Source organism: Klebsiella sp. HN106 (assembly GCF_051209435.1).
Lineage (GTDB): Bacteria > Pseudomonadota > Gammaproteobacteria > Enterobacterales > Enterobacteriaceae > Klebsiella > Klebsiella oxytoca.
This window is the reverse complement of sequence record NZ_JBLURD010000002.1, coordinates 295018-317150: the sequence shown is the minus strand read 5'-3', so window position 1 is coordinate 317150 and position 22133 is coordinate 295018. Positions and strand designations below refer to the sequence as shown.

General features: G+C 55.6%; 24 protein-coding genes and 5 tRNA genes. 20 read left to right on the top strand and 9 right to left on the bottom strand.

The annotated features are described in order from the left end of the window. The first annotated feature begins 4 nt into the window (after positions 1–4). From cydX to pnuC, 16 genes are all read left to right on the top strand, one after another. On the top strand, positions 5–118 hold the full coding sequence (cydX, locus tag ACSIPU_RS08165; RefSeq protein WP_004100325.1) for a cytochrome bd-I oxidase subunit CydX: 114 nt from the start codon (positions 5–7) through the stop codon (positions 116–118). Continuing rightward, entirely contained in the window at positions 118–408 is a 291-nt protein-coding gene (ybgE, locus tag ACSIPU_RS08160) for a cyd operon protein YbgE (protein WP_004100327.1), read from the top strand. The genes cydX and ybgE overlap by 1 nt, the downstream gene beginning before the upstream one ends. Before the next feature lie 149 nt (positions 409–557). Further along, a complete protein-coding gene (gene ybgC / locus ACSIPU_RS08155; protein ID WP_004100330.1) occupies positions 558–962 on the top strand; it encodes a tol-pal system-associated acyl-CoA thioesterase in 405 nt (134 codons plus the stop codon). Further along, positions 959–1651 carry a Tol-Pal system protein TolQ gene (gene tolQ / locus ACSIPU_RS08150; RefSeq protein ID WP_004100332.1) on the top strand — a complete coding sequence of 231 codons (693 nt, stop codon included), beginning with the start codon at positions 959–961 and terminating at the stop codon, positions 1649–1651. Before ybgC ends, tolQ begins: the two co-directional genes overlap by 4 nt. 3 nt (positions 1652–1654) lie before the next feature. Further along, positions 1655–2083 carry a colicin uptake protein TolR gene (gene tolR / locus ACSIPU_RS08145; protein WP_004100333.1) on the top strand — a complete coding sequence of 143 codons (429 nt, stop codon included), beginning with the start codon at positions 1655–1657 and terminating at the stop codon, positions 2081–2083. A gap of 105 nt (positions 2084–2188) precedes the next feature. Next, positions 2189–3511: a cell envelope integrity protein TolA gene (tolA, locus tag ACSIPU_RS08140; protein WP_017146322.1), complete on the top strand. Its 1323-nt coding sequence runs from the start codon at positions 2189–2191 to the stop codon at positions 3509–3511. A 129-nt stretch (positions 3512–3640) separates the two neighbouring features. Beyond that, positions 3641–4933: a Tol-Pal system beta propeller repeat protein TolB gene (tolB, locus tag ACSIPU_RS08135; protein ID WP_004100336.1), complete on the top strand. Its 1293-nt coding sequence runs from the start codon at positions 3641–3643 to the stop codon at positions 4931–4933. A 34-nt stretch (positions 4934–4967) separates the two neighbouring features. Continuing rightward, entirely contained in the window at positions 4968–5492 is a 525-nt protein-coding gene (gene pal / locus ACSIPU_RS08130; protein ID WP_004100337.1) for a peptidoglycan-associated lipoprotein Pal, read from the top strand. Between the two features lie 9 nt (positions 5493–5501). Continuing rightward, on the top strand, positions 5502–6287 hold the full coding sequence (cpoB, locus tag ACSIPU_RS08125; RefSeq protein ID WP_004111482.1) for a cell division protein CpoB: 786 nt from the start codon (positions 5502–5504) through the stop codon (positions 6285–6287). Positions 6288–6449: 162 nt separating this feature from the next. Continuing rightward, a tRNA-Lys gene (locus ACSIPU_RS08120) sits at positions 6450–6525 on the top strand. A 127-nt stretch (positions 6526–6652) separates the two neighbouring features. Further along, positions 6653–6728: transfer RNA gene (locus ACSIPU_RS08115), tRNA-Val, on the top strand. Positions 6729–6731: 3 nt separating this feature from the next. After that, a tRNA-Lys gene (locus ACSIPU_RS08110) sits at positions 6732–6807 on the top strand. A gap of 144 nt (positions 6808–6951) precedes the next feature. After that, positions 6952–7027 (top strand) — tRNA-Lys (locus ACSIPU_RS08105). A gap of 134 nt (positions 7028–7161) precedes the next feature. Continuing rightward, positions 7162–7237: transfer RNA gene (locus tag ACSIPU_RS08100), tRNA-Lys, on the top strand. Positions 7238–7683: 446 nt separating this feature from the next. Next, positions 7684–8727 (top strand): quinolinate synthase NadA, encoded by a 1044-nt coding sequence (nadA, locus tag ACSIPU_RS08095; protein ID WP_004100341.1) that lies wholly within the window; start codon positions 7684–7686, stop codon positions 8725–8727. Positions 8728–8762: 35 nt separating this feature from the next. Beyond that, positions 8763–9482, top strand: a complete 720-nt coding sequence (gene pnuC, locus ACSIPU_RS08090) for a nicotinamide riboside transporter PnuC (protein ID WP_004100343.1) — start codon at positions 8763–8765, stop codon at positions 9480–9482. Here the strand turns inward: pnuC and zitB are convergent. Together zitB and ACSIPU_RS08080 are read right to left on the bottom strand one after the other, a co-directional pair. Then, complete coding sequence (gene zitB, locus ACSIPU_RS08085; protein WP_196557887.1) at positions 9479–10423, bottom strand: CDF family zinc transporter ZitB; 945 nt, start codon at positions 10421–10423, stop codon at positions 9479–9481. The two genes, pnuC and zitB, sit on opposite strands and share 4 nt — an antisense overlap. A gap of 118 nt (positions 10424–10541) precedes the next feature. Then, positions 10542–10913, bottom strand: coding sequence for a YbgS-like family protein (locus ACSIPU_RS08080; protein WP_004100346.1), 372 nt, complete (start codon positions 10911–10913; stop codon positions 10542–10544). Between the two features lie 315 nt (positions 10914–11228). On the opposite strand from ACSIPU_RS08080, the gene aroG reads away from it, so the two are divergent. Then, positions 11229–12281 (top strand): 3-deoxy-7-phosphoheptulonate synthase AroG, encoded by a 1053-nt coding sequence (gene aroG, locus ACSIPU_RS08075; RefSeq protein ID WP_004100348.1) that lies wholly within the window; start codon positions 11229–11231, stop codon positions 12279–12281. A gap of 64 nt (positions 12282–12345) precedes the next feature. Here the strand turns inward: aroG and gpmA are convergent, their stop codons facing one another. The 7 genes from gpmA to modE all read right to left on the bottom strand — a co-directional run bounded on the left by gpmA (position 12346) and on the right by modE (position 20223). Beyond that, positions 12346–13098: a 2,3-diphosphoglycerate-dependent phosphoglycerate mutase gene (gene gpmA, locus ACSIPU_RS08070; protein WP_004100351.1), complete on the bottom strand. Its 753-nt coding sequence runs from the start codon at positions 13096–13098 to the stop codon at positions 12346–12348. Positions 13099–13425: 327 nt separating this feature from the next. Beyond that, entirely contained in the window at positions 13426–14469 is a 1044-nt protein-coding gene (gene galM, locus ACSIPU_RS08065; protein ID WP_023320599.1) for a galactose-1-epimerase, read from the bottom strand. Further along, on the bottom strand, positions 14463–15611 hold the full coding sequence (gene galK, locus ACSIPU_RS08060) for a galactokinase (RefSeq protein WP_017146319.1): 1149 nt from the start codon (positions 15609–15611) through the stop codon (positions 14463–14465). The genes galM and galK overlap by 7 nt, the downstream gene beginning before the upstream one ends. A 2-nt stretch (positions 15612–15613) precedes the next feature. After that, positions 15614–16660, bottom strand: a complete 1047-nt coding sequence (gene galT, locus ACSIPU_RS08055) for a galactose-1-phosphate uridylyltransferase (RefSeq protein WP_017146318.1) — start codon at positions 16658–16660, stop codon at positions 15614–15616. Positions 16661–16669: 9 nt separating this feature from the next. After that, positions 16670–17686 (bottom strand): UDP-glucose 4-epimerase GalE, encoded by a 1017-nt coding sequence (gene galE, locus ACSIPU_RS08050; RefSeq protein ID WP_004100360.1) that lies wholly within the window; start codon positions 17684–17686, stop codon positions 16670–16672. A gap of 205 nt (positions 17687–17891) precedes the next feature. Then, complete coding sequence (gene modF / locus ACSIPU_RS08045; protein ID WP_064355377.1) at positions 17892–19367, bottom strand: molybdate ABC transporter ATP-binding protein ModF; 1476 nt, start codon at positions 19365–19367, stop codon at positions 17892–17894. Between the two features lie 67 nt (positions 19368–19434). Next, positions 19435–20223, bottom strand: coding sequence for a molybdenum-dependent transcriptional regulator (modE, locus tag ACSIPU_RS08040; RefSeq protein WP_049127783.1), 789 nt, complete (start codon positions 20221–20223; stop codon positions 19435–19437). A 154-nt stretch (positions 20224–20377) separates the two neighbouring features. Here modE and ACSIPU_RS08035 point away from each other — a divergent pair, with 154 nt between their 5' ends. The 3 genes from ACSIPU_RS08035 to modB all read left to right on the top strand — a co-directional run bounded on the left by ACSIPU_RS08035 (position 20378) and on the right by modB (position 22133). Continuing rightward, on the top strand, positions 20378–20527 hold the full coding sequence (locus ACSIPU_RS08035; RefSeq protein ID WP_004848993.1) for an AcrZ family multidrug efflux pump-associated protein: 150 nt from the start codon (positions 20378–20380) through the stop codon (positions 20525–20527). 143 nt (positions 20528–20670) lie between these two features. Further along, the gene (gene modA, locus ACSIPU_RS08030; RefSeq protein ID WP_017146316.1) at positions 20671–21444 is read left to right on the top strand and encodes a molybdate ABC transporter substrate-binding protein; all 774 of its coding nucleotides are present in this window, start codon (positions 20671–20673) and stop codon (positions 21442–21444) included. Next, on the top strand, positions 21444–22133 hold the full coding sequence (gene modB, locus ACSIPU_RS08025) for a molybdate ABC transporter permease subunit (protein WP_017146315.1): 690 nt from the start codon (positions 21444–21446) through the stop codon (positions 22131–22133). Before modA ends, modB begins: the two co-directional genes overlap by 1 nt.

The following is a 22133-nucleotide window of genomic DNA, read 5'->3' as shown; positions in this document are numbered from 1 at the left end:
ATATATGTGGTATTTCGCATGGATTTTGGGAACGCTTCTTGCTTGTGCCTTTGGGGTGATTACCGCGCTGGCGCTTGAGCACGTGGAAGCCACCAAAGCAGGTAAAGAAGAACACTGATGAGTATTATCGCGACTCTTTACGCGATAATGGACAAGCGCCCGTTAAGGGCGCTTTCCTTATTGATGGCGCTGGCGCTAGCGGGCTGCATCTTCTGGGACCCGTCGCGCTTTGCGGCCAAAACCAGTGAGCTGGAAATCTGGCACGGCTTCCTGCTGATGTGGGCGGTGTGTACCGGCGTTATCCACGGCGTGGGCTTTCGCCCGCGCGCCATCCACTGGCAGGGAATTTTTTGTCCGCTTATCGCTGATATTGTGCTCGTTTTGGGCCTGTTCTTTTTCTTCTTTTGAATAAGAAATCTCTGTTAACCATATGGGCTTGCATAAGCCCATAAAAATTTACTCCTCGTTTACTTTCCCCCATTCCAAACCACGATTCCCGCGCGTATAGTAGCGAAGTTTGAAAGCACTAACCTTTTGTTGCATTACCGGGATGTAAAGTGAATACAACGCTGTTTCGATGGCCGGTTCGGGTCTACTACGAAGACACCGACGCCGGTGGTGTGGTTTACCACGCCAGCTACGTCGCTTTCTATGAAAGAGCACGCACAGAGATGCTGCGCCATCATCACTTCAGCCAACAGGTTTTGCTGGCTGAACGAGTTGCCTTTGTGGTTCGCAAAATGACGCTGGAGTATTTTGCGCCCGCCAGACTCGACGACATGCTCGAAATCCAGACGGAGATAACCTCAATGCGAGGGGCGACCCTGGTTTTCACGCAGCGAATCGTCAACGCCGAGAACGTGGTTTTGAATGAAGCTGAAGTTCTGATCGTGTGCGTTGATCCACTCTTAATGAAGCCTCGTGCGCTTCCCAAGTCTATTGTCGCGGAGTTTAAGCAGTGACTGAGATGAATATCCTTGATTTGTTCCTGAAGGCAAGCCTTCTGGTTAAACTTATCATGTTGATTTTAGTTTGTTTTTCTATCGCCTCCTGGGCCATTATTATCCAGAGAACGCGCATTCTTAACTCGGCGTCGCGTGAAGCCGAAGCGTTTGAAGATAAGTTCTGGTCAGGTATTGAGCTTTCTCGTCTGTATCAGGAAAGCCAGGGCCGTCGCGATAATCTGACCGGTTCGGAACAAATCTTCTACAGCGGTTTTAAAGAGTTTGCTCGTCTGCATCGCGCCAACAGCCATGCGCCGGAAGCAATTGTTGAAGGGGCATCGCGCGCGATGCGTATCTCGATGAATCGCGAGCTGGAATCCCTGGAGACGCACATCCCGTTCCTCGGTACGGTAGGTTCTATCAGCCCGTATATCGGTCTGTTTGGTACCGTATGGGGGATCATGCACGCCTTTATCGCGCTGGGCGCGGTAAAACAGGCGACGCTGCAAATGGTGGCACCGGGTATTGCAGAGGCGCTCATTGCGACCGCAATTGGTCTCTTTGCCGCTATCCCGGCGGTTATGGCTTATAACCGTCTGAACCAGCGCGTGAACAAACTTGAGCTGAACTACGACAACTTTATGGAAGAGTTCACCGCTATTCTGCACCGTCAGGCGTTTACCAGCAGCGAAAGCAATAAGGGGTAAGCCATGGCCAGAGCACGTGGACGCGGGCGTCGCGAACTGAAGTCCGAGATCAACATCGTTCCGCTGCTGGATGTCCTGCTGGTGCTGTTGCTGATCTTTATGGCGACAGCGCCGATCATTACGCAGAGCGTAGAGGTCGACCTGCCGGACGCAACGGAATCGCAGGCGGTAAAAAGCAACGATGAACCGCCGGTGATCGTTGAGGTTTCCGGAGTCGGGCAGTACAACGTGAAAATTGGCCCGGAAACGCTATCGCAGCTGCCGCCTGAACAGGTTATTGCCGAAGCCAGGCGTCGACTTGAGGCGAATGAGAAAACGGTGTTCCTGATCGGCGGTGCGAAAGAGGTGCCATACGATGAGATTATTAAAGCGCTTAACCTGTTGCATAGCGCAGGGGTTAAATCGGTTGGCTTGATGACTAAGCCGATCTAATCGCTCGCAATACGCACCCCCGCCAATATGGCGACGGTGGGACAAACGTGTCCCGCGGCCGACGTCATCGAACGGGAACAGGCGAACAGTTTTTGGGAACCGATAGTGTCAAAGGCAACCGAACAAAACGACAAGCTTAAACGAGCGATCATAGTTTCAGTCGCGCTGCACATCGTCTTGATAGCGCTGCTGATCTGGAGTTCGTTTGACGAGCATCTGGATGCTTCTGCCGGCGGCGGCGGGGGCTCTTCTATAGATGCGGTTATGGTCGATCCGGGGGCGGTTGTGAAGAATTATGACCGTCAACAGCAGCAGCAGGCCAGCGCCCGCCGCGCCGCCGAGCAGCGTGAAAAGCAGGCTCAGCAGCAGGCGGAAGAGTTGCGCGAAAAGCAGGCCGCCGAGCAGGAACGGCTAAAACAGCTGGAACAGGAGCGTCTGCAGGCGCAGGAAGCGGCTAAAGAGGCGAAAGAGCAGCAGAAACAGGCGGAAGAAGCCGCGGCGAAAGCCGCCGCAGCGGCCAAAGCGAAAGCGGACGCTCAGGCGAAAGAGGCGCAGGAAGCTGCCGCCAAAGCCGCCGCTGATGCAAAAGCGAAGGCCGATGCTCAGGCGAAAGCAGCCGAAGCCGCTGCGGCGAAAGCGGCGGCGGATGCGAAGAAACAGGCAGAAGCAGAAGCCGCGAAAGCGGCCGCGGACGCGCAGAAGAAAGCCGAAGCGGATGCAGCGAAGAAAGCTCAGCAGGAAGCCGAGAAGAAAGCGCAGCAGCAGGCAGAGAAAAAAGCGCAGCAAGAAGCGGCGAAACAGGCTGCGGCTGAAAAGGCTGCTGCCGAAAAAGCGGCAGAAAAAGCCGCCGCGCAGAAAGCCGCTGCTGAGAAAGCAGCAGCCGAGAAAGCCGCCGCAGCGGAAAAAGCCGCCGCTGAGAAAGCTGCGGCAGCCAAAGCCGCAGCAGCAGAGAAGGCCGCCGCAGACAAAGCAGCGAAAGCCGCAGCCGCTAAGGCAGCAGCCGCGAAGAAAGCCGCTGCGGCCAAAGAGGCCAACGGCGTGGACGATCTGCTCGGCGACCTGAGCTCCGGTAAGAATGCGCCTAAAACTGGCGGTGGGGCGAAAGGGAGCAATGCATCTGCTGCCGGGAGTGGTAATACTAAAAATAATGGCGCATCAGGAGCTGATATCAGCAATTATGCCGGGCAGATCAAATCTGCCATTGAAAGTAAGTTTTACGACGCAGCGTCTTACTCAGGCAAGACCTGTACCTTGCGTATTAAACTTGCTCCGGATGGCATGTTGCTAAATATACAGTCTGAAGGTGGGGATCCTGCGCTTTGTCAGGCCGCTCTTGCAGCAGCCCGACAGGCTAAGTTCCCAAAACCGCCTAGTCAGGCGGTATATGAAGTATTCAAAAATGCGCCGTTGGACTTCAAACCTCAGTGATATTTTTCCCCGTGCAAGCGGGGAAAAACAATCTATTGTAGTCACAGGGTTTTAGTAGTTTTGTGTATTTGGGTTTGTTAACATTCTGCTAAATTATCGTGGGCTTTCCGCCTGGATAAGGGAGATATGATGAAGCAGGCATTACGAGTAGCATTTGGTTTTTTAATGCTGTGGGCGGCAGTGCTGCACGCAGAAGTACGCATCGAGATTACCCAAGGGGTTGACTCGGCACGCCCAATCGGCGTAGTGCCGTTCCAGTGGGCGGGGCAGGGTGCTGCACCTGAAGATGTGGGCGGTATCGTGGCGGCTGACCTGCGCAACAGCGGCAAGTTTAATCCGCTCGATCGCTCTCGCCTGCCTCAGCAGCCGGGTAGCGCTCAGGAAGTACAGCCTGCGGCATGGTCTGCGCTGGGTATTGACGCCGTTGTGGTGGGTCAGGTGACGCAAAACCCTGACGGCTCCTATAACGTGGCCTACCAGCTGGTTGATACCGGCGGCGCGCCGGGTACCGTGCTTGCACAGAACTCATTTAAAGTAACTAAGCAGTATCTGCGCTATGCCGCGCACGCTGCCAGCGACGCGGTATTTGAAAAGCTGACCGGCATCAAGGGCGCCTTCCGTACCCGTATCGCTTACGTGGTGCAGAAGAACGGCGGCCAGTTCCCGTACGAACTGCGCGTATCCGACTACGATGGTTATAACCAGTTCCTCGTTCACCGTTCCACCCAGCCGCTGATGTCTCCGGCCTGGTCTCCGGATGGTGCGAAACTGGCCTACGTAACCTTTGAAAGCGGTCGTTCTGCGCTGGTGGTGCAGACTCTGGCTAACGGCTCCGTTCGTCAGATTGCTTCGTTCCCGCAGCACAACGGCGCCCCGGCGTTTTCGCCGGACGGCAGCAAACTGGCCTTCGCTCTGTCGAAAACCGGTAGCCTGAACCTGTACGTGATGGACCTCGGATCCGGTCAGATTCGCCAGGTGACCAATGGTCGTAGCAATAACACCGAACCAAGCTGGTTCCCGGATAGCCAGAATCTGGCCTTTACTTCCGACCAGGCGGGACGTCCGCAGGTATATAAAGTCAATATTAATGGCGGCACGCCGCAGCGTATTACCTGGGAAGGTTCACAAAACCAGGATGCTGACGTGAGCGCTGATGGTAAAACTATGGTAATGGTAAGCTCGGCCGGTGGTCAGCAGCACATTGCCAAACAAGATCTGGAAGCGGGTGGTGTGCAGGTTCTGTCATCAACGTTTTTAGATGAAACGCCAAGTCTGGCACCTAACGGCACTATGGTAATCTACAGCTCTTCTCAGGGGATGGGATCCGTGCTGAATCTGGTTTCTACAGATGGGCGTTTCAAAGCGCGTCTTCCGGCAACTGATGGACAGGTAAAATCGCCTGCCTGGTCGCCGTATCTGTGATAATAAATAATTGATTATTAAAGGAATCAAAGAAATGCAACTGAACAAAGTGCTGAAAGGGCTGTTGATCGCTCTGCCGGTTATGGCAATCGCGGCGTGTTCTTCTAACAAGAACGCCAGCAACGACCAGAGCGGTGAAGGCATGCTGGGTGCCGGCACTGGTATGGACGGTAACGCTAACGGCGGCAACATGTCTTCCGAAGAGCAGGCTCGTCTGCAGATGCAACAGCTGCAGCAGAACAATATCGTTTACTTCGATCTGGACAAATACGATATCCGTTCTGACTTCGCTGCAATGCTGGACGCGCACGCTAACTTCCTGCGTAGCAACCCGTCTTACAAAGTGACCGTAGAAGGTCATGCGGATGAGCGCGGTACGCCGGAATACAACATCGCTCTGGGTGAGCGTCGTGCTAACGCCGTTAAGATGTATCTGCAGGGCAAAGGTGTTTCTGCTGACCAGATCTCCATCGTTTCTTACGGTAAAGAAAAACCTGCAGTACTGGGCCACGACGAAGCGGCTTACGCCAAAAACCGTCGCGCCGTACTGGTTTACTAAGAGAATTGCATGAGCAGTAACTTCAGACATCATCTATTGAGTCTGTCGTTACTGGTTGGCATAGCGGCCCCCTGGGCCGCTTTTGCTCAGGCGCCAATCAGTAGTGTCGGCTCAGGCTCGGTCGAAGACCGTGTCACTCAACTCGAGCGTATTTCCAATGCGCACAGCCAGCTTTTAACCCAGCTCCAGCAACAACTCTCCGATAATCAGTCCGATATTGATTCCCTGCGCGGCCAAATTCAGGAAAGCCAGTATCAGCTGAATCAGGTTGTTGAACGCCAGAAGCAGATCCTGCTGCAGATCGACGGTCTGAGCAGCGGTGGCGGCGCGACGGGCGCGCAAAGCCCGTCGTCAGCCAGTGAGCAAGGCGCTGCGGCAAGCGCGCCAGCGGCTTCATCAGGCGCTCCGGCGTCGACCGGCGATGCAAACACCGATTACAACGCGGCTATCGCGCTGGTGAAGGATGCTTCCCGCCAGGACGACGCGATGGCGGCTTTCCAGAACTTCGTCAAAAAGTACCCCGATTCAACTTATCAGCCGAACGCCAACTACTGGCTCGGTCAACTGAATTACAATAAGGGTAAAAAGGACGATGCGGCGTACTATTTCGCTTCCGTGGTGAAAAACTACCCTAAATCTCCGAAAGCGCCCGATGCGATGTTTAAAGTCGGCGTAATCATGCAGGACAAAGGCGATACCGCAAAAGCCAAAGCGGTTTATCAGCAGGTGGTCAGTAAATTTCCTGGCACCGACGGAGCCAAACAAGCGCAAAAACGCCTTAACGCCCTCGGATGATTATGGCATGACCAGAAATCGCATCATTTCTGGTCTTGTCGCATGAATCCTAAGCAGTTAAGCAATCTTTATCTAAATTGTTGTTGCGCTGAATTCTGAAATCAGTAATATATGCCGCCGTTGCCAAGGGATATCGAACAAGCCCAAAGCGACGAAAATAGTGGGTCGTTAGCTCAGTTGGTAGAGCAGTTGACTTTTAATCAATTGGTCGCAGGTTCGAATCCTGCACGACCCACCAATCGTTCTGGTGGAACGCGATAGTAAAACGTGAAGGATCACGTTGCGTCAGCAGCGGCACGTAGGGCGAGGCGAAGCCGAGTCATCCTGCACGAGCCACCGTGAAAAGATGTATCCAGCGCAGTATCGGGTGATTAGCTCAGCTGGGAGAGCACCTCCCTTACAAGGAGGGGGTCGGCGGTTCGATCCCGTCATCACCCACCACTCGGGTCGTTAGCTCAGTTGGTAGAGCAGTTGACTTTTAATCAATTGGTCGCAGGTTCGAATCCTGCACGACCCACCAATTTAACATTAAACTCAGATGTTAAACGTGAAGGATAACGTTGCGTCAGCAACGGCCCATAGGGCGAGCGAAAGCGAGTCATCCTGCACGACCCACCAATTTGGAATTGGTGACGAGTGAAGAATATTCAGGCAGTACCCGAGCGGGTCGTTAGCTCAGTTGGTAGAGCAGTTGACTTTTAATCAATTGGTCGCAGGTTCGAATCCTGCACGACCCACCAATCCTCAGCCGAGGGCGGGTAGTAAGCGTGAAGGATAGCGTTGCGTCAGCAACGGCCCGTAGGGCGAGGCAAAGCCGAGTCATCCTGCACGACGCCCCATCCTGAATCGTTCCAGTTAGCAGTAAACCCGCAAGGGGTCGTTAGCTCAGTTGGTAGAGCAGTTGACTTTTAATCAATTGGTCGCAGGTTCGAATCCTGCACGACCCACCAATGCAAAAAAGCGCCCTAAAGGCGCTTTTTTGCTATCTGCCATTTCCTCGAAAATCACAACAATCCGCAATACTTTAATGCTGCGTTATTCTACCGTCGCGCTGTGTTTACCGTGGCTACAATTGGCACAGGCCAGTAGCCCGGACAGATGCGCAGCATCGCCTCCGGGAAATGTGCCGGGCCTGATGCCTTTGCGTGGCTTCATCCCGGGGGCGGCGCTTGACGCGCCTTGCCCGGGCTACAGATTCGTGCGTTCTGCAGGTTTGGCAGCCCGGACAGATGCGCAGCATCGCCTCCGGGAAATGGTCCCTGAGGGCAAAATTCCTCACGACATTTTCTGCACAATCGGCTATCTTGTTTAGCATATAAAACACCATTACCGAATAATGCCGTTTTTCGGGCGTTATTGCGGTTTTCAAGTTAAGCCAGTGAAACGAGACTGCAAGATGAGCGTAATGTTTGATCCGGAAGCGGCAATTTATCCCTTTCCCCCCAAGCCCATGCCGTTAAACCGCGATGAGAAGCACTTCTATCGTGAAAAAATTAAACGCCTGCTGCGTGAACGCGATGCGGCAATGGTGGCCCATTACTACACCGACCCCGAAATTCAGCAACTGGCTGAAGAGACCGGTGGCTGCATCTCCGACTCTCTGGAAATGGCGCGCTTCGGCGCCCGACATTCCGCCTCTACGCTGCTGGTCGCCGGCGTACGGTTTATGGGAGAAACGGCAAAAATCCTCAGTCCGGAAAAAACCATCCTGATGCCCACGCTGCAGGCGGAGTGTTCGTTGGATCTTGGCTGCCCGATCGAGGCGTTCAGCGCTTTTTGTGACGCTCACCCGGACCGTACCGTTGTGGTCTATGCCAATACCTCTGCGGCGGTTAAGGCTCGCGCCGACTGGGTTGTGACCTCCAGTATCGCAGTGGAACTCATTGAGCATCTGGATAGCATGGGGGAAAAAATCCTCTGGGCGCCGGACCGCCATCTGGGCAGCTACGTGCAAAAACAGACCGGCGCCGACGTGCTGTGCTGGCATGGGGCCTGTATTGTTCATGATGAATTCAAAACTCAAGCGCTGGCAAGAATGAAAGCGCTATATCCGCAGGCTGCGGTTCTGGTTCACCCGGAATCACCGCAGGCGATCGTCGATATGGCCGATGCGGTAGGTTCAACCAGCCAGTTAATCAGTGCGGCAAAAACGCTCCCGCACCAGCAGCTGATTGTCGCCACCGACCGGGGTATTTTTTACAAAATGCAGCAGGCGGTGCCGGAAAAAGAGCTGCTGGAAGCCCCTACGGCAGGCGAAGGGGCGACCTGCCGCAGCTGCGCGCACTGTCCGTGGATGGCGATGAATGGCCTGCAGGCCATTGCTGAAGCGCTGGAGAACGGGGGCGCTGAACATGAAATTCATGTTGATGAACAGCTGCGTACCGGGGCGCTGGTTCCGCTAAACAGAATGCTCGATTTTGCGGCTACACTTCGGGGATAGTTCATTACTGCGTCACAGTACGCTCTGGGGATAAGATGGATTTTTTTAGTACGCAGAATATTTTAGTTCACATACCCATTGGCGCCGGGGGATATGATCTGTCGTGGATTGAAGCCGTCGGTACTATCGCAGGCCTGCTGTGTATCTGGCTGGCGAGCCTGGAGAAGATCGTCAACTATGCCTTTGGGTTAATCAACGTCACGCTGTTTGCCATTATCTTTTTTCAGATCCAGCTGTACGCCAGCCTTCTGCTCCAGGTCTTCTTCTTTGTTGCCAACGTCTACGGCTGGTATGCCTGGTCACGACAGACCAGCGATAACCAGGCTGAGCTGCAAATCCGCTGGCTACCGCTGCCGAAAGCGTTAGGCTGGCTGGCGGCCTGCGTGGTGGCGATTGGCCTGATGACGCTATTTATCGATCCGGTTTTTGCGTATCTGACCAGGATTGCCGTTGCGCTGATGCACGCCCTGGGCCTGCAGGTCGTTATGCCGGCGCTGCAGCCAGACGCATTCCCGTTCTGGGACTCCTGCATGATGGTACTCTCGATTGCGGCGATGATTCTGATGACCCGAAAATACGTTGAAAACTGGCTGCTGTGGGTGATCATCAACGTTATTAGCGTCGTTATTTTCGCCCTCCAGGGGGTTTATGCGATGTCGCTCGAATATTTGATTCTGACATTCATCGCCCTCAACGGCAGCCGGATGTGGATTAATAGCGCGCGTGAGCGAGGCTCTCGCGCGTTTTCACGCTAGTGGTGATGGTGATGGCCATGCCCGGCGTGCGTCATGTTGAGACGGCACTCCGGGCCGCTGCAGGGCTGATACTCCATCTGCACCGTTACGTGTCCAATTTCGTACTTATGCTGTAAGAAATGTTGGATCCGTTCCAGCAGGCCATCGTGATCGTGCGGCGGCACCACCTGCACGTGCAGCGTCATCACCGTTTTTTCGCCGACCAGCCAGGCGTGGACGTGATGTACATCGCGCACCTCCGGTATTGAGCGACGCAGATCGCGCTTTAGTGCCTCAACATCAAGCGAGCGCGGCGCCCCCTCCAGCAGTTCGTTGACGCTCTCCTGCAGCAAACGCCAGGCGCTGCGCAAAACCAGGCACGATACCAGCACGGACAGGATGGGGTCGATAGGCGTCCAGCCGGTCGTAAGGATCACGATAGCGGCAATAATCGCCCCGACCGAGCCGAGTAAATCCCCCAGCACATGCAGAGCGGCGGCCCGCACATTGAGATTACGTTCTTCACTGCCGCGATGCAGGATCCAAAAGGCCAGAATATTGGCCAGCAGGCCGGCAACCGCAATAACCATCATCGTTTTACCGGCCACCGGCTGCGGATGATGAAAGCGCTGAATGGCCTCCCAGACGATGAGGATCGTAATGACCACTAAAGCAATGGCATTGAGAAAAGCCGCCAGCGTGGTCAGCCGCAGCCAGCCAAAGGTATGTTGCGCATTCGGCGGTCGACTGGCGAAACGCACTGCCAGAAAGGCGAACAGCAGCGCTGCTGCGTCCGTCAACATATGCCCGGCATCGGCCAGCAGCGCCAGTGAACCTGAAATGAGTCCGCCTGCGGCCTCAACCAACATGAACCCGGCAGTAACGCAGAACGCCAGCAGTAGCCGACGGGCATTTTTATCTTCGGTGGGTTGCGCAGAATTATGCGAGTGTGATTGCCCCATGGTGCCTTCCCTACATTATTATTTTGATGATTACTTTATGACATGATTCCCTTTCTGGGGTGAATAGAATGAAAAAAAGGAGAGCCTTAGCTCTCCTCCCTGGTGTCCGGTACTCAGCTTACTGGGTGGTACCGTCGGTTTTCGTCGCTTCGTCCTGACCGACTTTTTTATCAGTATCCGGACAGCGGCCATCTTTGCACATTGAGTTTTTGTGCACTTCGTCGCTCGACATGCCGTCATGGTTCATGGTCGAGCCGTCAGGGTGGAGCATGGTGCCATTGGTATCGGTGGAACCGGAGTTGATTTTACCGTTGTCGACGTTGTTTGGCGCCACGTTTTCACGCGCATCGGGGGCGACCTGGCCCGCGTCGGCCGCTGCATTCGCTTGCCCATTATTCGACTGCGCCCCGGTATCGGCGGCCAGGGCCGCGCCGCTGGCCAGACCAAGGGTTGCTGCGAGGAGAAGACTGGTTAGCTTATTCATTTTCATTGGATGCTCCTGTTATGTCGATTTGTCGAATTACCTCTTCCAACAGTGCATTTGCCGGAGGTTTGACTCGTTGTGGTTAAAGCTTCGGTGATAGCGAGCGGCATTAATATATAATGCTGAATGCTAAAGAAAATTAAGTCCTAACAGTTAAAAATTATAGCTTGTGGCCACTATTCCGCGACTTTATGGCGTTTTTTAGCCTATTTCCAGGAATATTCTGCCGCTACTGTAAAATCACGTTTACACTTTTTGCATGAAGAGATAGATTGGAGGGATTGCATTTCACTGGATAAGTATGGCAACGCTGGAAATAAGATGAATTATCAGAACGACGATTTACGTATTAAAGAGATCAACGAATTATTACCTCCCGTTGCGCTCCTGGAAAAATTCCCCGCTACCGAAAATGCTGCCAATACCGTTGCGCATGCTCGTAAAGCGATCCATCAGATCCTGAAAGGGAATGACGATCGCCTGCTGGTGGTCATTGGGCCCTGCTCCATTCACGATCCGGCGGCGGCAAAAGAGTATGCTGAACGTCTGCTTAAGCTTCGTGAAGAGCTAAAAGGCGAGCTGGAAATCGTGATGCGCGTTTATTTTGAGAAACCGCGTACCACCGTCGGCTGGAAAGGGCTGATCAACGATCCGCATATGGATAACAGCTTCCGCATCAACGATGGCCTGCGTATCGCGCGCAAGCTGCTGCTTGATATCAACGACAGCGGGCTGCCCGCGGCGGGGGAATTCCTCGATATGATCACGCCGCAGTATCTTGCCGATCTGATGAGCTGGGGCGCGATTGGCGCGCGGACCACGGAGTCGCAGGTGCATCGTGAGCTCTCTTCCGGTCTGTCCTGCCCGGTCGGATTTAAAAACGGCACCGATGGAACCATCAAAGTGGCTATCGACGCCATTAACGCCGCTGGCGCGCCGCACTGTTTCCTGTCGGTGACCAAATGGGGGCATTCGGCAATTGTGAACACCAGCGGTAATAGCGATTGCCATATTATCCTGCGCGGCGGAAAAGAGCCGAACTACAGCGCGCAGCACGTTGCCGAAGTGAAGGTCGGTCTGGCGAAAGCAGGTCTGCCCGCTCAAATTATGATTGATTTCAGCCACGCCAACTCCAGCAAACAGTTTAAAAAGCAGATGGATGTCGGCGCTGACGTATGTCAGCAGGTTGCCGGCGGCGAGCGGTCGATTATGGGCGTGATGATTGAAAGCCACCTGGTGGAAGGCAATCAGAGTCTTGAAAGCGGCGAACCGCTGACCTACGGTAAAAGTATTACCGATGCCTGCATCGGCTGGGAAGATACCGATACGCTTCTTCGCCAGCTGGCCGAGGCGGTAAAAGCGCGTCGCGGTTAAGTCTGCAGCGAACGGCGCAAAAAAAGCGTGGATTGCTCCACGCTTTTTTTACATCCTGCGAGGATTACTTCGCTTTGCCCTGGTTGGCAACGGCAGCCGCTTTCGCAGCGATCTCGTCGGCGTTACCCAGATAGTAGTGTTTGATCGGCTTGAAGTTTTCGTCAAACTCATACACCAGCGGTACGCCAGTCGGGATGTTCAGTTCAAGGATCTCTGCTTCGCCCATATTGTCGAGGTATTTCACCAGCGCACGCAGGGAGTTGCCGTGAGCGGCGATAATCACGCGCTCACCGCTTTTCAGACGCGGCAGAATCGTTTCGTTCCAGTATGGCACAACGCGGTCGATGGTCAGCGCCAGACTCTCGGTCGTCGGCAGTTCTGCATCGGTCAGTTTGGCGTAGCGCGGATCGTGGCCCGGATAGCGCTCATCGTCTTTGGTCAGCTCCGGCGGCGTTACCGCAAAGCCGCGACGCCACTGTTTAACCTGTTCGTCACCGTATTTTTCAGCGGTTTCCGCTTTGTTCAGGCCCTGCAGCGCACCGTAGTGGCGTTCGTTCAGTTTCCAGGATTTCTCAACCGGCAGCCAGGCCTGATCCAGTTCGTCCAGCACGTTCCACAGGGTGTGGATGGCACGTTTCAGCACAGAGGTATAAGCAAAGTCGAAGCTGAAGCCTTCTTCTTTCAGCAGCTTACCGGCCGCTTTTGCTTCACCAACGCCTTTTTCAGACAGGTCAACGTCATACCAACCGGTGAAACGGTTTTCGTTATTCCATTGGCTTTCGCCGTGACGAACGAGTACCAGCTTAGTTACAGCCATACACTTACTCCTCAATACACGTCATCTTTCGCGCCGCCTCGTCGTTGGCTACTTTCACTCACCCTGGTCACATAGTTCACTATGTTCCCGGGGATTTGCTCATTTGCCGCCTTGATGCGACCCGAAATCTGTAGTGTGTATATTTATTGATTGATAACTATTCTCATTATATTGCCGCGATTTACCTCACGGCAATGCTTATCCCTAACCATAGCGAAAATAGTGGCTCAGTGTAAGGTGCTTGTAAAACAGAGGTTATGTTTTTGTCTGTAAGTGACGTAATTTTCAGCAAAATGATAAAAAGCCCTCCATCGGGAGGGCCAGAGGCTATCGAGCGATAAACTGATATTCCGTCAGGCTGACGTACTCTTCGCCGGGGCGCAGTACACAATCCGGCTGCGGCCATTCCGGATGATTCGGAGAATCTGGAAGGAACTCGCTCTCCAGAGCCAGGCCCTGCCAGTCATCGTACGCCTGCGCTGTGCGCGACGGCGTGCCGCCAAGATAGTTGCCGGAGTAAAACTGCAACGCGGGGGCGGATGTATAAACCGTCATCTGTAGCTTTTCGTCCTGCGACCAGACGTGAGCGGCCGGAGTATCGGCATTCCCCAGCGCCTGTAGCAGGAAGGCATGGTCATAACCTTTTACTTTTTGCTGATCTTCGTCGCGCAGGAAGTCGTCCGCCAGGGTTTTCGGCGTGCGGAAATCGAAGCTGGTCAGGGTGACGTTTTGCAGATCTCCCCCCGGAATACCGTCGCTTTCGACGGGCAGATAAACATCGGCAAAAATTTGCAGCTTATGGTTGCGCACGTCGCTCTGCACGCCATCGAGGTTGAAATAGACGTGGTTTGTCAGATTCACCGGGCACGGCTGGTCCACGGTGGCGCGATACTCAATAGCGATCCGGTTATCGTCGGTCAGGCGGTAGTGCGCGGTTGCCGTCAGATTACCAGGATAGCCCTGATCGCCATCGCGGGAGGAGAGAGAAAACAGCGCGTGGCGAGCGTCAGCGCTAACAATTTGCCAGCGGCGCTTATCAAAACCTTCCGGTCCGCCGTGGAGCTGATGGCCAGCCTCGTTGGAGGGCGTCAGATTGATGAGCTGGCCATCCAGGGTAAAGCGGCTGTTGGCAATACGGTTAGCGTAACGGCCTACGGAAGCGCCAAGGTAAGCGGCCTGGCGCGTATAGTCGCCGGGGGTTGCGCAGCCGAGCAGCGCTTCTCGTTCGCTACCGTCCGCCAGGGGCACGCGCGCGGAGAGCAGCGTCGCGCCCCAGTCCATCACGGTGGCCGTCATGCCTGCGTCGTTACGCAGGGTAAGAAGATTCCATGGCTGGCCGTCCGGCGCCAGCTCCGTTGTTTGCTTTAGCATTGCCCGGCTCCCTGCGACGGTTTGCAGACGTAGAAGGTCTCTTTAATGCCCGTTTTCGCTTCATACTCTCTGGCAACGGCCTGCTGCACGGTATCAACCAGCTCCTCCGGCACCAGCGCGACGATACAGCCGCCGAAGCCGCCGCCGGTCATGCGAACGCCGCCTTTGTTGCCGATGGTCGCTTTGACGATCTCTACCAGGGTATCAATCTGCGGTACGGTGATTTCAAAATCATCGCGCATGGAGGCGTGAGATTCCGCCATCAGTTCGCCCATCCGCTGCAGGTCGCCTTTTTCCAGCGCCGATGCGGCTTCTACGGTGCGGGCGTTTTCAGTCAGCACGTGGCGAACGCGTTTGGCGACTACCGGATCAAGCTCGTGAGCCACGGCGTTAAACTCTTGCAGCGTGACGTCGCGCAGAGCCGGACGCTGGAAGAAGCGCGCGCCGGTTTCGCACTGCTCGCGACGGGTGTTGTATTCGCTGCCCACCAGGGTGCGCTTAAAGTTACTGTTGATAATCACTACCGCGACGCCTTTCGGCATCGACACCGCTTTCGTCCCTAAGGAGCGGCAGTCGATCAGCAGAGCGTGATCTTTTTTACCAAGCGCGGAGATCAGCTGGTCCATAATGCCGCAGTTGCAGCCGACGAACTGATTTTCCGCTTCCTGGCCGTTCAGGGCAATTTGCGCGCCATCGAGCGGCAGGTGGTACAGCTGCTGGAACACCGTGCCGACGGCGACCTCCAGCGAAGCCGAGGAGCTTAACCCGGCGCCTTGCGGCACGTTACCGCTGATCGTCAGGTCCGCGCCGCCGAAGGCGTTATTCCGCTGCTGGAGATGCTTCACCACGCCGCGGACATAGTTTGACCACTGCTGGGTGTCGTGGCTGGTAATCGGCGAGTCGAGAGAGAATTCATCGGTCTGATTGTCGTAATCGGCGGCAATAACCCGCACGGTACGATCGTCGCGCGGCGCACAGGCGATAACCGTCTGGTAATCAATGGCGCAGGGCAGCACGAACCCATCGTTATAGTCGGTATGCTCGCCGATCAGGTTAACGCGGCCTGGGGCCTGGATAACATGGCTGGCCGGGTAGCCAAATTTCTCAGCAAACAGGGCTTGGGTTTTCTCTTTCAGACTCATGGTTATACTCCGGATTCGCGAAAATGGACGTCGCTCACAGCGCGCAGACGCTCGGCGGCCTGCTCGGCCGTCAGGTCACGCTGGGTTTCAGCCAGCATTTCATAGCCGACCATAAATTTACGCACCGTGGCGGAACGCAGCAGCGGCGGGTAAAAATGGGCGTGCAGCTGCCAGTGATTATTCTCTTCATCGTTAAACGGCGCGCCGTGCCAGCCCATGGAGTAGGGGAATGAGCACTGGAACAGGTTGTCGTAACGACTGGTCAGCTTTTTCAGCGCCAGCGCGAGATCGCTGCGCTGGTCGTCGGTTAAATCAGTCAGGCGCTGGACGTGCGCTTTTGGCAGCAGCAGCGTTTCAAAAGGCCACGCGGCCCAATAAGGAACCACGGCGAGCCAGTGGTCAGTGTCAACGATAGTACGACTACCGTCGGCTAATTCGCGCTGCACGTAATCCACCAGCATCGGCGCGCCGTGCTCGGTGAAGTACGCTTTTTGCAGACGATCTTCGCGTTCCGCTTCATTAGGCAGAAAGCTGTTGGCCCACACCTGCCCATGGGGGTGCGGGTTGGAGCAGCCCATCGCCGCCCCTTTATTTTCAAAGACCTGCACCCAGGGGTAGCTCTTTCCAAGGTCGGCGGTCTGCTCCTGCCACGTTTTAACCACGCCTTCCAGCGCCTCAACGCTCAGTTCCGGCAGCGTTTTGCTGTGATCTGGCGAGAAGCAGATGACCCGGCTGGTGCCGCGGGCGCTCTGACAGCGCATCAGCGGATCGTCGCTTTCCGGGGCATCAGGGGTATCGGTCATCAAAGCCGCAAAGTCATTGGTAAAAACAAACGTGCCGGTGTAGTTCGGGTTTTTGTCGCCGGTGACGCGGGTATTGCCCGGGCAAAGGAAACAGTCCGGATCGTGCGCGGGCAAGGTCTGCTTTGCCGGCGTTTCCTGCGCCCCCTGCCAGGGGCGCTTGGCGCGATGCGGAGAAACCAGAATCCACTGCCCGGTTAACGGGTTATAACGACGATGTGGATGGTCGACGGGGTTAAATACGCTCATGAAGGTTCCTTAGTCTGGATAACCCTGCGGATGACGGGACTGCCAGTGCCAGGTGTCCTGCGCCATTTCGTCAAGGTTGCGCGTCACGCGCCAGTTCAGCTCGCGGTCGGCCTTTTCAGCGTCCGCCCAGTAGGCCGGGAGGTCGCCTTCGCGGCGCGGCGCGAAGTGGTAGTTAATCGGTTTGCCGCAGGCTTTGCTAAAGGCATTGACCACGTCGAGTACGCTACTGCCGACGCCTGCGCCAAGGTTATAGATATGCACGCCGGCTTTGTCGGCCAGTTTTTCCATCGCCGCGACGTGGCCGTCGGCAAGGTCCATGACGTGAATGTAGTCACGTACGCCGGTGCCGTCTTCGGTTGGGTAGTCGTTGCCAAATACCGCCAGCGATTCACGGCGCCCGACCGCGACCTGCGCGATATACGGCATCAGGTTGTTCGGAATGCCCTGCGGGTCTTCGCCCATATCGCCCGATGGATGGGCGCCGACCGGGTTGAAGTAGCGCAGCAGTGCGATGCTCCAGTCCGGCTGCGCTTTTTGCAGGTCAGTCAGGATCTGCTCAACCATCAGCTTGCTTTTGCCGTACGGGCTCTGCGGAGTACCGGTCGGGAAGCTCTCGACATAAGGAATTTTGGGCTGGTCGCCGTAGACGGTGGCGGAGGAGCTGAAAATAAAGTTTTTCACGCCCGCAGCGCGCATAGCGGAAACGAGTTTTAGCGTTCCGGTTACGTTGTTGTCGTAATATTCAAGCGGTTTGGCGACGGATTCCCCGACGGCTTTCAGGCCGGCAAAATGGATCACCGCTTCAATGGCGTGATCGTGAAGAATTTCCGTCATCAGCGCTTCATTACGAATATCGCCTTCAACAAAGGTGGCGCTTTTGCCGCCGAGACGTTCAATGATTGGCAATACGCTGCGCTTACTGTTGCAGAGATTGTCGAGAATAATCACGTCGTGTCCCTGCAGTAGCAGTTGAACGCAGGTGTGACTTCCAATGTAACCGCTACCACCTGTAACCAGTACTTTCATGATTCGCTCCAATAGGCTTATCGTGTGAGAAGAAGATAGCATACCAAAGAAGGTAAAAGTGTGACACAGGGCAAATTGGTGGAATCGTTTACACTAAAATTTCCAGCCGTAGCTTTTAAGATTTTTTGATTATAGAACAGGGGGTTAATTTATGGTCAGGCTATTATTCTGAAAAAATAAGGGATCCACAGACCCCTTTACAGGCTTATTTTTCCAGCGGGCCGACCCGGTAGGTGTAACCGTCTCCACTGCTCACAAATGCCAGGCGATGGGTGATGCAGTCGGGAGCGTCTTCTGCATGGTGGGAGACAAACAGCAGCTGCGTCGCCCCTTCGCTAATGAGCACATCAACAAAGCGGCGCACCAGCTGGCGGTTGAGCGGATCCAGCCCCTGCAGCGGTTCATCGAGGATCAGCAGGGTAGGGTGCTTGACCAGCGCGCGGACGATCAGCGCCAGCCGCTGCTGCCCCCAGGAGAGGCTATGGAACGGCGCATCGGCGGTGCGTTTATCAATCCCCAGAATATCCAGCCAGTTCTGCACCAGCTTATGCTGTTTGTCGGAAACGGCCTGATAGATGCCAATCGAGTCGAAATAGCCCGAGAGAATCACGTTACGTACGTTGGTGCTGACGCGGTATTCAAGGTGCAGGCTGCTGCTGACGTAACCGATATGCTTCTTAATATCCCAGATCGTTTCCCCGCTGCCGCGGCGGCGGCCAAACAGGGTCAGGTCGTTACTATAGCCCTGGGGATGGTCGCCGGTGACCAGGCTGAGTAGCGTCGATTTACCGGCGCCGTTGGGGCCGACTATCTGCCAGTGTTCGCCGGGATTTACCGTCCAGTTCAGATGATTAATGATGGGGCGGTCATTGTAGGAAACCCTGCCGTCGTTGAGCACGATGAGCGGCGCATCGTCGTCCAGCCCAAGACGCGCGGCCGGGGCATCGGGCTCCGGCAGCGTCATGCCATCAAGCCTTTCGCTGTGGGCCAGCTGGGCAATGAGCGCCTGCTGCAGCAGGGCCTGCTTTTCGCCGGTTTCGCTCAGAACACACTCCGCCAGCACGCCGGCAAACTGAACGAACTCCGGGATTTCATCGAAACGATTAAGAACCAGCACCAGGGCGATCCCTTCGCCGTTGAGCGTGGCCAGCAGCGCCGCAAGCTGCTGGCGTGAGGCGACATCAAGACCGTCGAACGGCTCATCAAGGATAAGCAGGTCGGGGTCGCCCATCAGCGCCTGGCACAGCAGAGTCTTACGCGTTTCTCCGGTAGAGAGATATTTAAAGCGGCGCTCAAGCAGGTGGCTGATAGAGAACTGTTCTGCAAGGCGGGCGCAGCGGGAGGGGTCTTTAATCTCATCCTGGATAATTTCCGCTGTCGTGCGTCCGGTATCTTCTTCTCCGGGGCTGAGCAAGTCCGTGTTGTTGCGCTGCCACTCATCGCTGACCAGCTTCTGCAGCTGTTCAAAAGAGAGGCGGGTAATGCGTGCGAACGTATTCTCGCGCTGTCCGCTGAGCAGTGTCAGCTCTCCGGATAGCGCCCGCGCAAGGGCCGACTTCCCGCTGCCGTTGCTGCCGACGAAAGCCCAGCTCTCGCCAGCCTGCACGCAGAGTTGTTCAATATTTAACGTTTTGGTGTCGCTCAGGCGAAACGTGCCTTGCGAAATTTGCAATGATGACATTGTGTATCCCACTTTTTGCAGCGATTTATTTCAGGGATACGTCTTCACGCCCACAATGTCAATGGCGTTAGCATAACGTGGCGAGAATGATGCGATCGGCATTGAAATATGCTATCGCTTCCGCGCCTTCGGCCAGATCGCGCGTCTGTTCCACCGGCAGGGTGGCGCAAAGGCTTTGACCATCCGGGAGCGCCATCAGTACTTCGCACTGCTCCGGCCCGCGTTCGATGCGGCTGATTCGGCCGGACAGCTGATTATCAGCCTGTACCGCCTCCGCGGCATCCAGGGTGATGCCAACCCACGGCGCCTTCAGCAGCACTAATACTTCCTGGCCTTCATCCAGGCCAAGACGCTCGGCGCTCTGGGCGGTAATCGCGACTTTGAGACGGGTTTGCCCGTCGGCCAGCAGGACCTCTACGTGCTGCTGAACCTGCTGATGGTCGCGGCCGGTAATCGTGCCGAACCACTGGTTGCGCGCGCTGGTCTGCAGAGAGAATCGCGAAATGGCGGCCAGCAGGCTGTCGAGGGGAAGGGCGTCATCATCGCTCAGGACATCGAACGCTTTCTGCTGAATCTGCGCCAGCAGGTCGTAGAGCTGAATCAGCCGCTGCCCGTAACGGGTGAGGACCGCGCCGCCGCCGCCTTTGCCGCCGGTCGCCCGGTCAACCAGGGTCTGCTCGCTGAGCTGATTCATTTCATTAATGGCATCCCATGCGCTTTTATAGCTGATGCCGGCATTTTTGGCCCCCTGGCTAATGGAGCCGGTCAGGTCAATTTGCTTCAGCAGGGCGATACGACGGGGATCGGCGAACAGGCGCTGCTGTAATTTAAGGGTAAGGAGAATTTCGGCCTGCATAATCATGTCCTGATGAAAAAAAGGTATTGTGACCGATAGCGGTCATCTTGCAAGATGCTTCTGCGGCGGCAGTCCGTGAGGCACCGCACAAATGGGGCGTGTTTTTCCGGCGGAATTCGTTACAATAAAGTATTCGTACTTTCTGGAGCCAACCATGTTAGAGCTATTGAAAAGTCTGGTTTTTGCCGTAGTCATGGTCCCTGTGGTGATGGCTGTCATCCTGGGTTTGATTTACGGGCTGGGCGAAGTGTTTAACCTCTTCTCCGGAGCCGGCCATAAAGACAGCAGGCCGCAAAACCACTGATTTCCCCCGCGCCCGGTTTGACCGGGCGTTTTTATTTTTCCCCCTTCGTTTGATCCTCCGCTCATTACCCCTAATTTTCTCTGGGAAAGTCCTGGCTCTATCGTTATATTGTCAGCTACATAACGAACCTACGGGAGATTCAGATGGCAGGTCAATGGTTACGCTTTTTTGCCGGAACAACGTTAACGCTCTGCGTTGCCGGTCACGCGCTGGCGGATGAGGGCAAAGTGACGGTTTTTGCCGCAGCATCGCTCACTAACGCCATGCAGGATATCGCTAAAGAGTATAAGAAAGAGAAGAACGTTGAGGTTGTCTCTTCATTTGCTTCTTCATCCACGCTGGCGCGCCAGATTGAAGCGGGCGCGCCGGCGGATCTGTTTATCTCCGCCGATCAAAAATGGATGGATTACGCGGCCGGGAAAAAGAGCATTGATTCTGCTTCTCGGACGACCCTTCTCGGTAACAGCCTGGTTGTCGTGGCGCCAAAAGCCAGCGCGCAGGGCGAGATAAACATCAATGATAAAACCGACTGGACCAGCCTGCTGAAAGGCGGCCGCCTGGCCGTAGGTGACCCGGAACACGTGCCTGCTGGCATCTATGCGAAAGAGGCGCTGCAAAAGCTGGGAGCCTGGGAAACCCTGTCGCCGAAGCTGGCGCCGGCAGAGGACGTGCGCGGCGCGCTGGCCCTGGTTGAACGCAGCGAAGCCCCGCTGGGGATCGTGTACGGCTCTGATGCGGTCGCCAGCAAAGGCGTAAAAGTCGTCGGAACCTTCCCGGAAGATTCCCATAAGAAGGTGGAATATCCGCTGGCTATCGTCGACGGGCATAACAGTGCGACGGTCAGCGCGTTTTATGACTATTTAAAAGGGCCGGAAGCTTCCGCCATCTTTAAACGTTACGGATTCACTACCCACTAATGTTCTTAAGCGATCCTGAATGGCAGGCGGTACTGCTGAGCCTGAAAGTCTCCTCCCTGGCGGTGGTAGTTAGCTTACCTTTCGGCATCTTTTTTTCCTGGCTGCTGGTTCGTCGGGATTTTCCCGGCAAAGCGCTGCTCGATAGCGTTATCCACCTGCCGCTGGTGCTGCCGCCGGTGGTGGTGGGCTATCTGTTGCTGATTGCGATGGGGCGCCGCGGCTTTATCGGCAGCTGGCTATATGACTGGTTTGGGCTGAGCTTTGCGTTTAGCTGGCGCGGCGCGGTGCTGGCGGCGGCGGTCATGTCCTTTCCGTTGATGGTGCGGGCCATTCGCCTCGCGCTGGAAGGGGTGGACATCAAGCTTGAGCAGGCGGCGCGTACCCTGGGCGCTGGGCGCTGGCGCGTATTTTTCACTATTACGCTACCGTTGACGCTACCCGGTATTATCGTCGGCACCGTGCTGGCTTTTGCCCGTTCGCTGGGCGAGTTTGGCGCCACTATCACTTTTGTTTCCAATATTCCCGGTGAAACGCGTACCATCCCTTCAGCAATGTATACCCTGATTCAGACTCCCGGCGGCGAGGGCGCAGCCGCGCGTTTATGCTTGATTTCGATTGTGCTGGCGCTGGTATCGCTGCTGATTTCCGAATGGCTGGCCCGCCTCAGCCGTCAGCGGATGGGGAAATAA

Coding starts and splice junctions, on each gene's coding strand:
- cydX (WP_004100325.1), top strand. CDS start 5: ATGTGGTATTTCGCATGGATTTTGGGAACGCTTCTTGCTTGTGCCTTT.
- ybgE (WP_004100327.1), top strand. CDS start 118: ATGAGTATTATCGCGACTCTTTACGCGATAATGGACAAGCGCCCGTTA.
- tolR (WP_004100333.1), top strand. CDS start 1,655: ATGGCCAGAGCACGTGGACGCGGGCGTCGCGAACTGAAGTCCGAGATC.
- tolB (WP_004100336.1), top strand. CDS start 3,641: ATGAAGCAGGCATTACGAGTAGCATTTGGTTTTTTAATGCTGTGGGCG.
- pal (WP_004100337.1), top strand. CDS start 4,968: ATGCAACTGAACAAAGTGCTGAAAGGGCTGTTGATCGCTCTGCCGGTT.
- cpoB (WP_004111482.1), top strand. CDS start 5,502: ATGAGCAGTAACTTCAGACATCATCTATTGAGTCTGTCGTTACTGGTT.
- nadA (WP_004100341.1), top strand. CDS start 7,684: ATGAGCGTAATGTTTGATCCGGAAGCGGCAATTTATCCCTTTCCCCCC.
- pnuC (WP_004100343.1), top strand. CDS start 8,763: ATGGATTTTTTTAGTACGCAGAATATTTTAGTTCACATACCCATTGGC.
- zitB (WP_196557887.1), bottom strand. CDS start 10,423: ATGGGGCAATCACACTCGCATAATTCTGCGCAACCCACCGAAGATAAA.
- ACSIPU_RS08080 (WP_004100346.1), bottom strand. CDS start 10,913: ATGAAAATGAATAAGCTAACCAGTCTTCTCCTCGCAGCAACCCTTGGT.
- aroG (WP_004100348.1), top strand. CDS start 11,229: ATGAATTATCAGAACGACGATTTACGTATTAAAGAGATCAACGAATTA.
- gpmA (WP_004100351.1), bottom strand. CDS start 13,098: ATGGCTGTAACTAAGCTGGTACTCGTTCGTCACGGCGAAAGCCAATGG.
- galM (WP_023320599.1), bottom strand. CDS start 14,469: ATGCTAAAGCAAACAACGGAGCTGGCGCCGGACGGCCAGCCATGGAAT.
- galK (WP_017146319.1), bottom strand. CDS start 15,611: ATGAGTCTGAAAGAGAAAACCCAAGCCCTGTTTGCTGAGAAATTTGGC.
- galT (WP_017146318.1), bottom strand. CDS start 16,660: ATGAGCGTATTTAACCCCGTCGACCATCCACATCGTCGTTATAACCCG.
- galE (WP_004100360.1), bottom strand. CDS start 17,686: ATGAAAGTACTGGTTACAGGTGGTAGCGGTTACATTGGAAGTCACACC.
- modF (WP_064355377.1), bottom strand. CDS start 19,367: ATGTCATCATTGCAAATTTCGCAAGGCACGTTTCGCCTGAGCGACACC.
- modE (WP_049127783.1), bottom strand. CDS start 20,223: ATGCAGGCCGAAATTCTCCTTACCCTTAAATTACAGCAGCGCCTGTTC.
- ACSIPU_RS08035 (WP_004848993.1), top strand. CDS start 20,378: ATGTTAGAGCTATTGAAAAGTCTGGTTTTTGCCGTAGTCATGGTCCCT.
- modA (WP_017146316.1), top strand. CDS start 20,671: ATGGCAGGTCAATGGTTACGCTTTTTTGCCGGAACAACGTTAACGCTC.
- modB (WP_017146315.1), top strand. CDS start 21,444: ATGTTCTTAAGCGATCCTGAATGGCAGGCGGTACTGCTGAGCCTGAAA.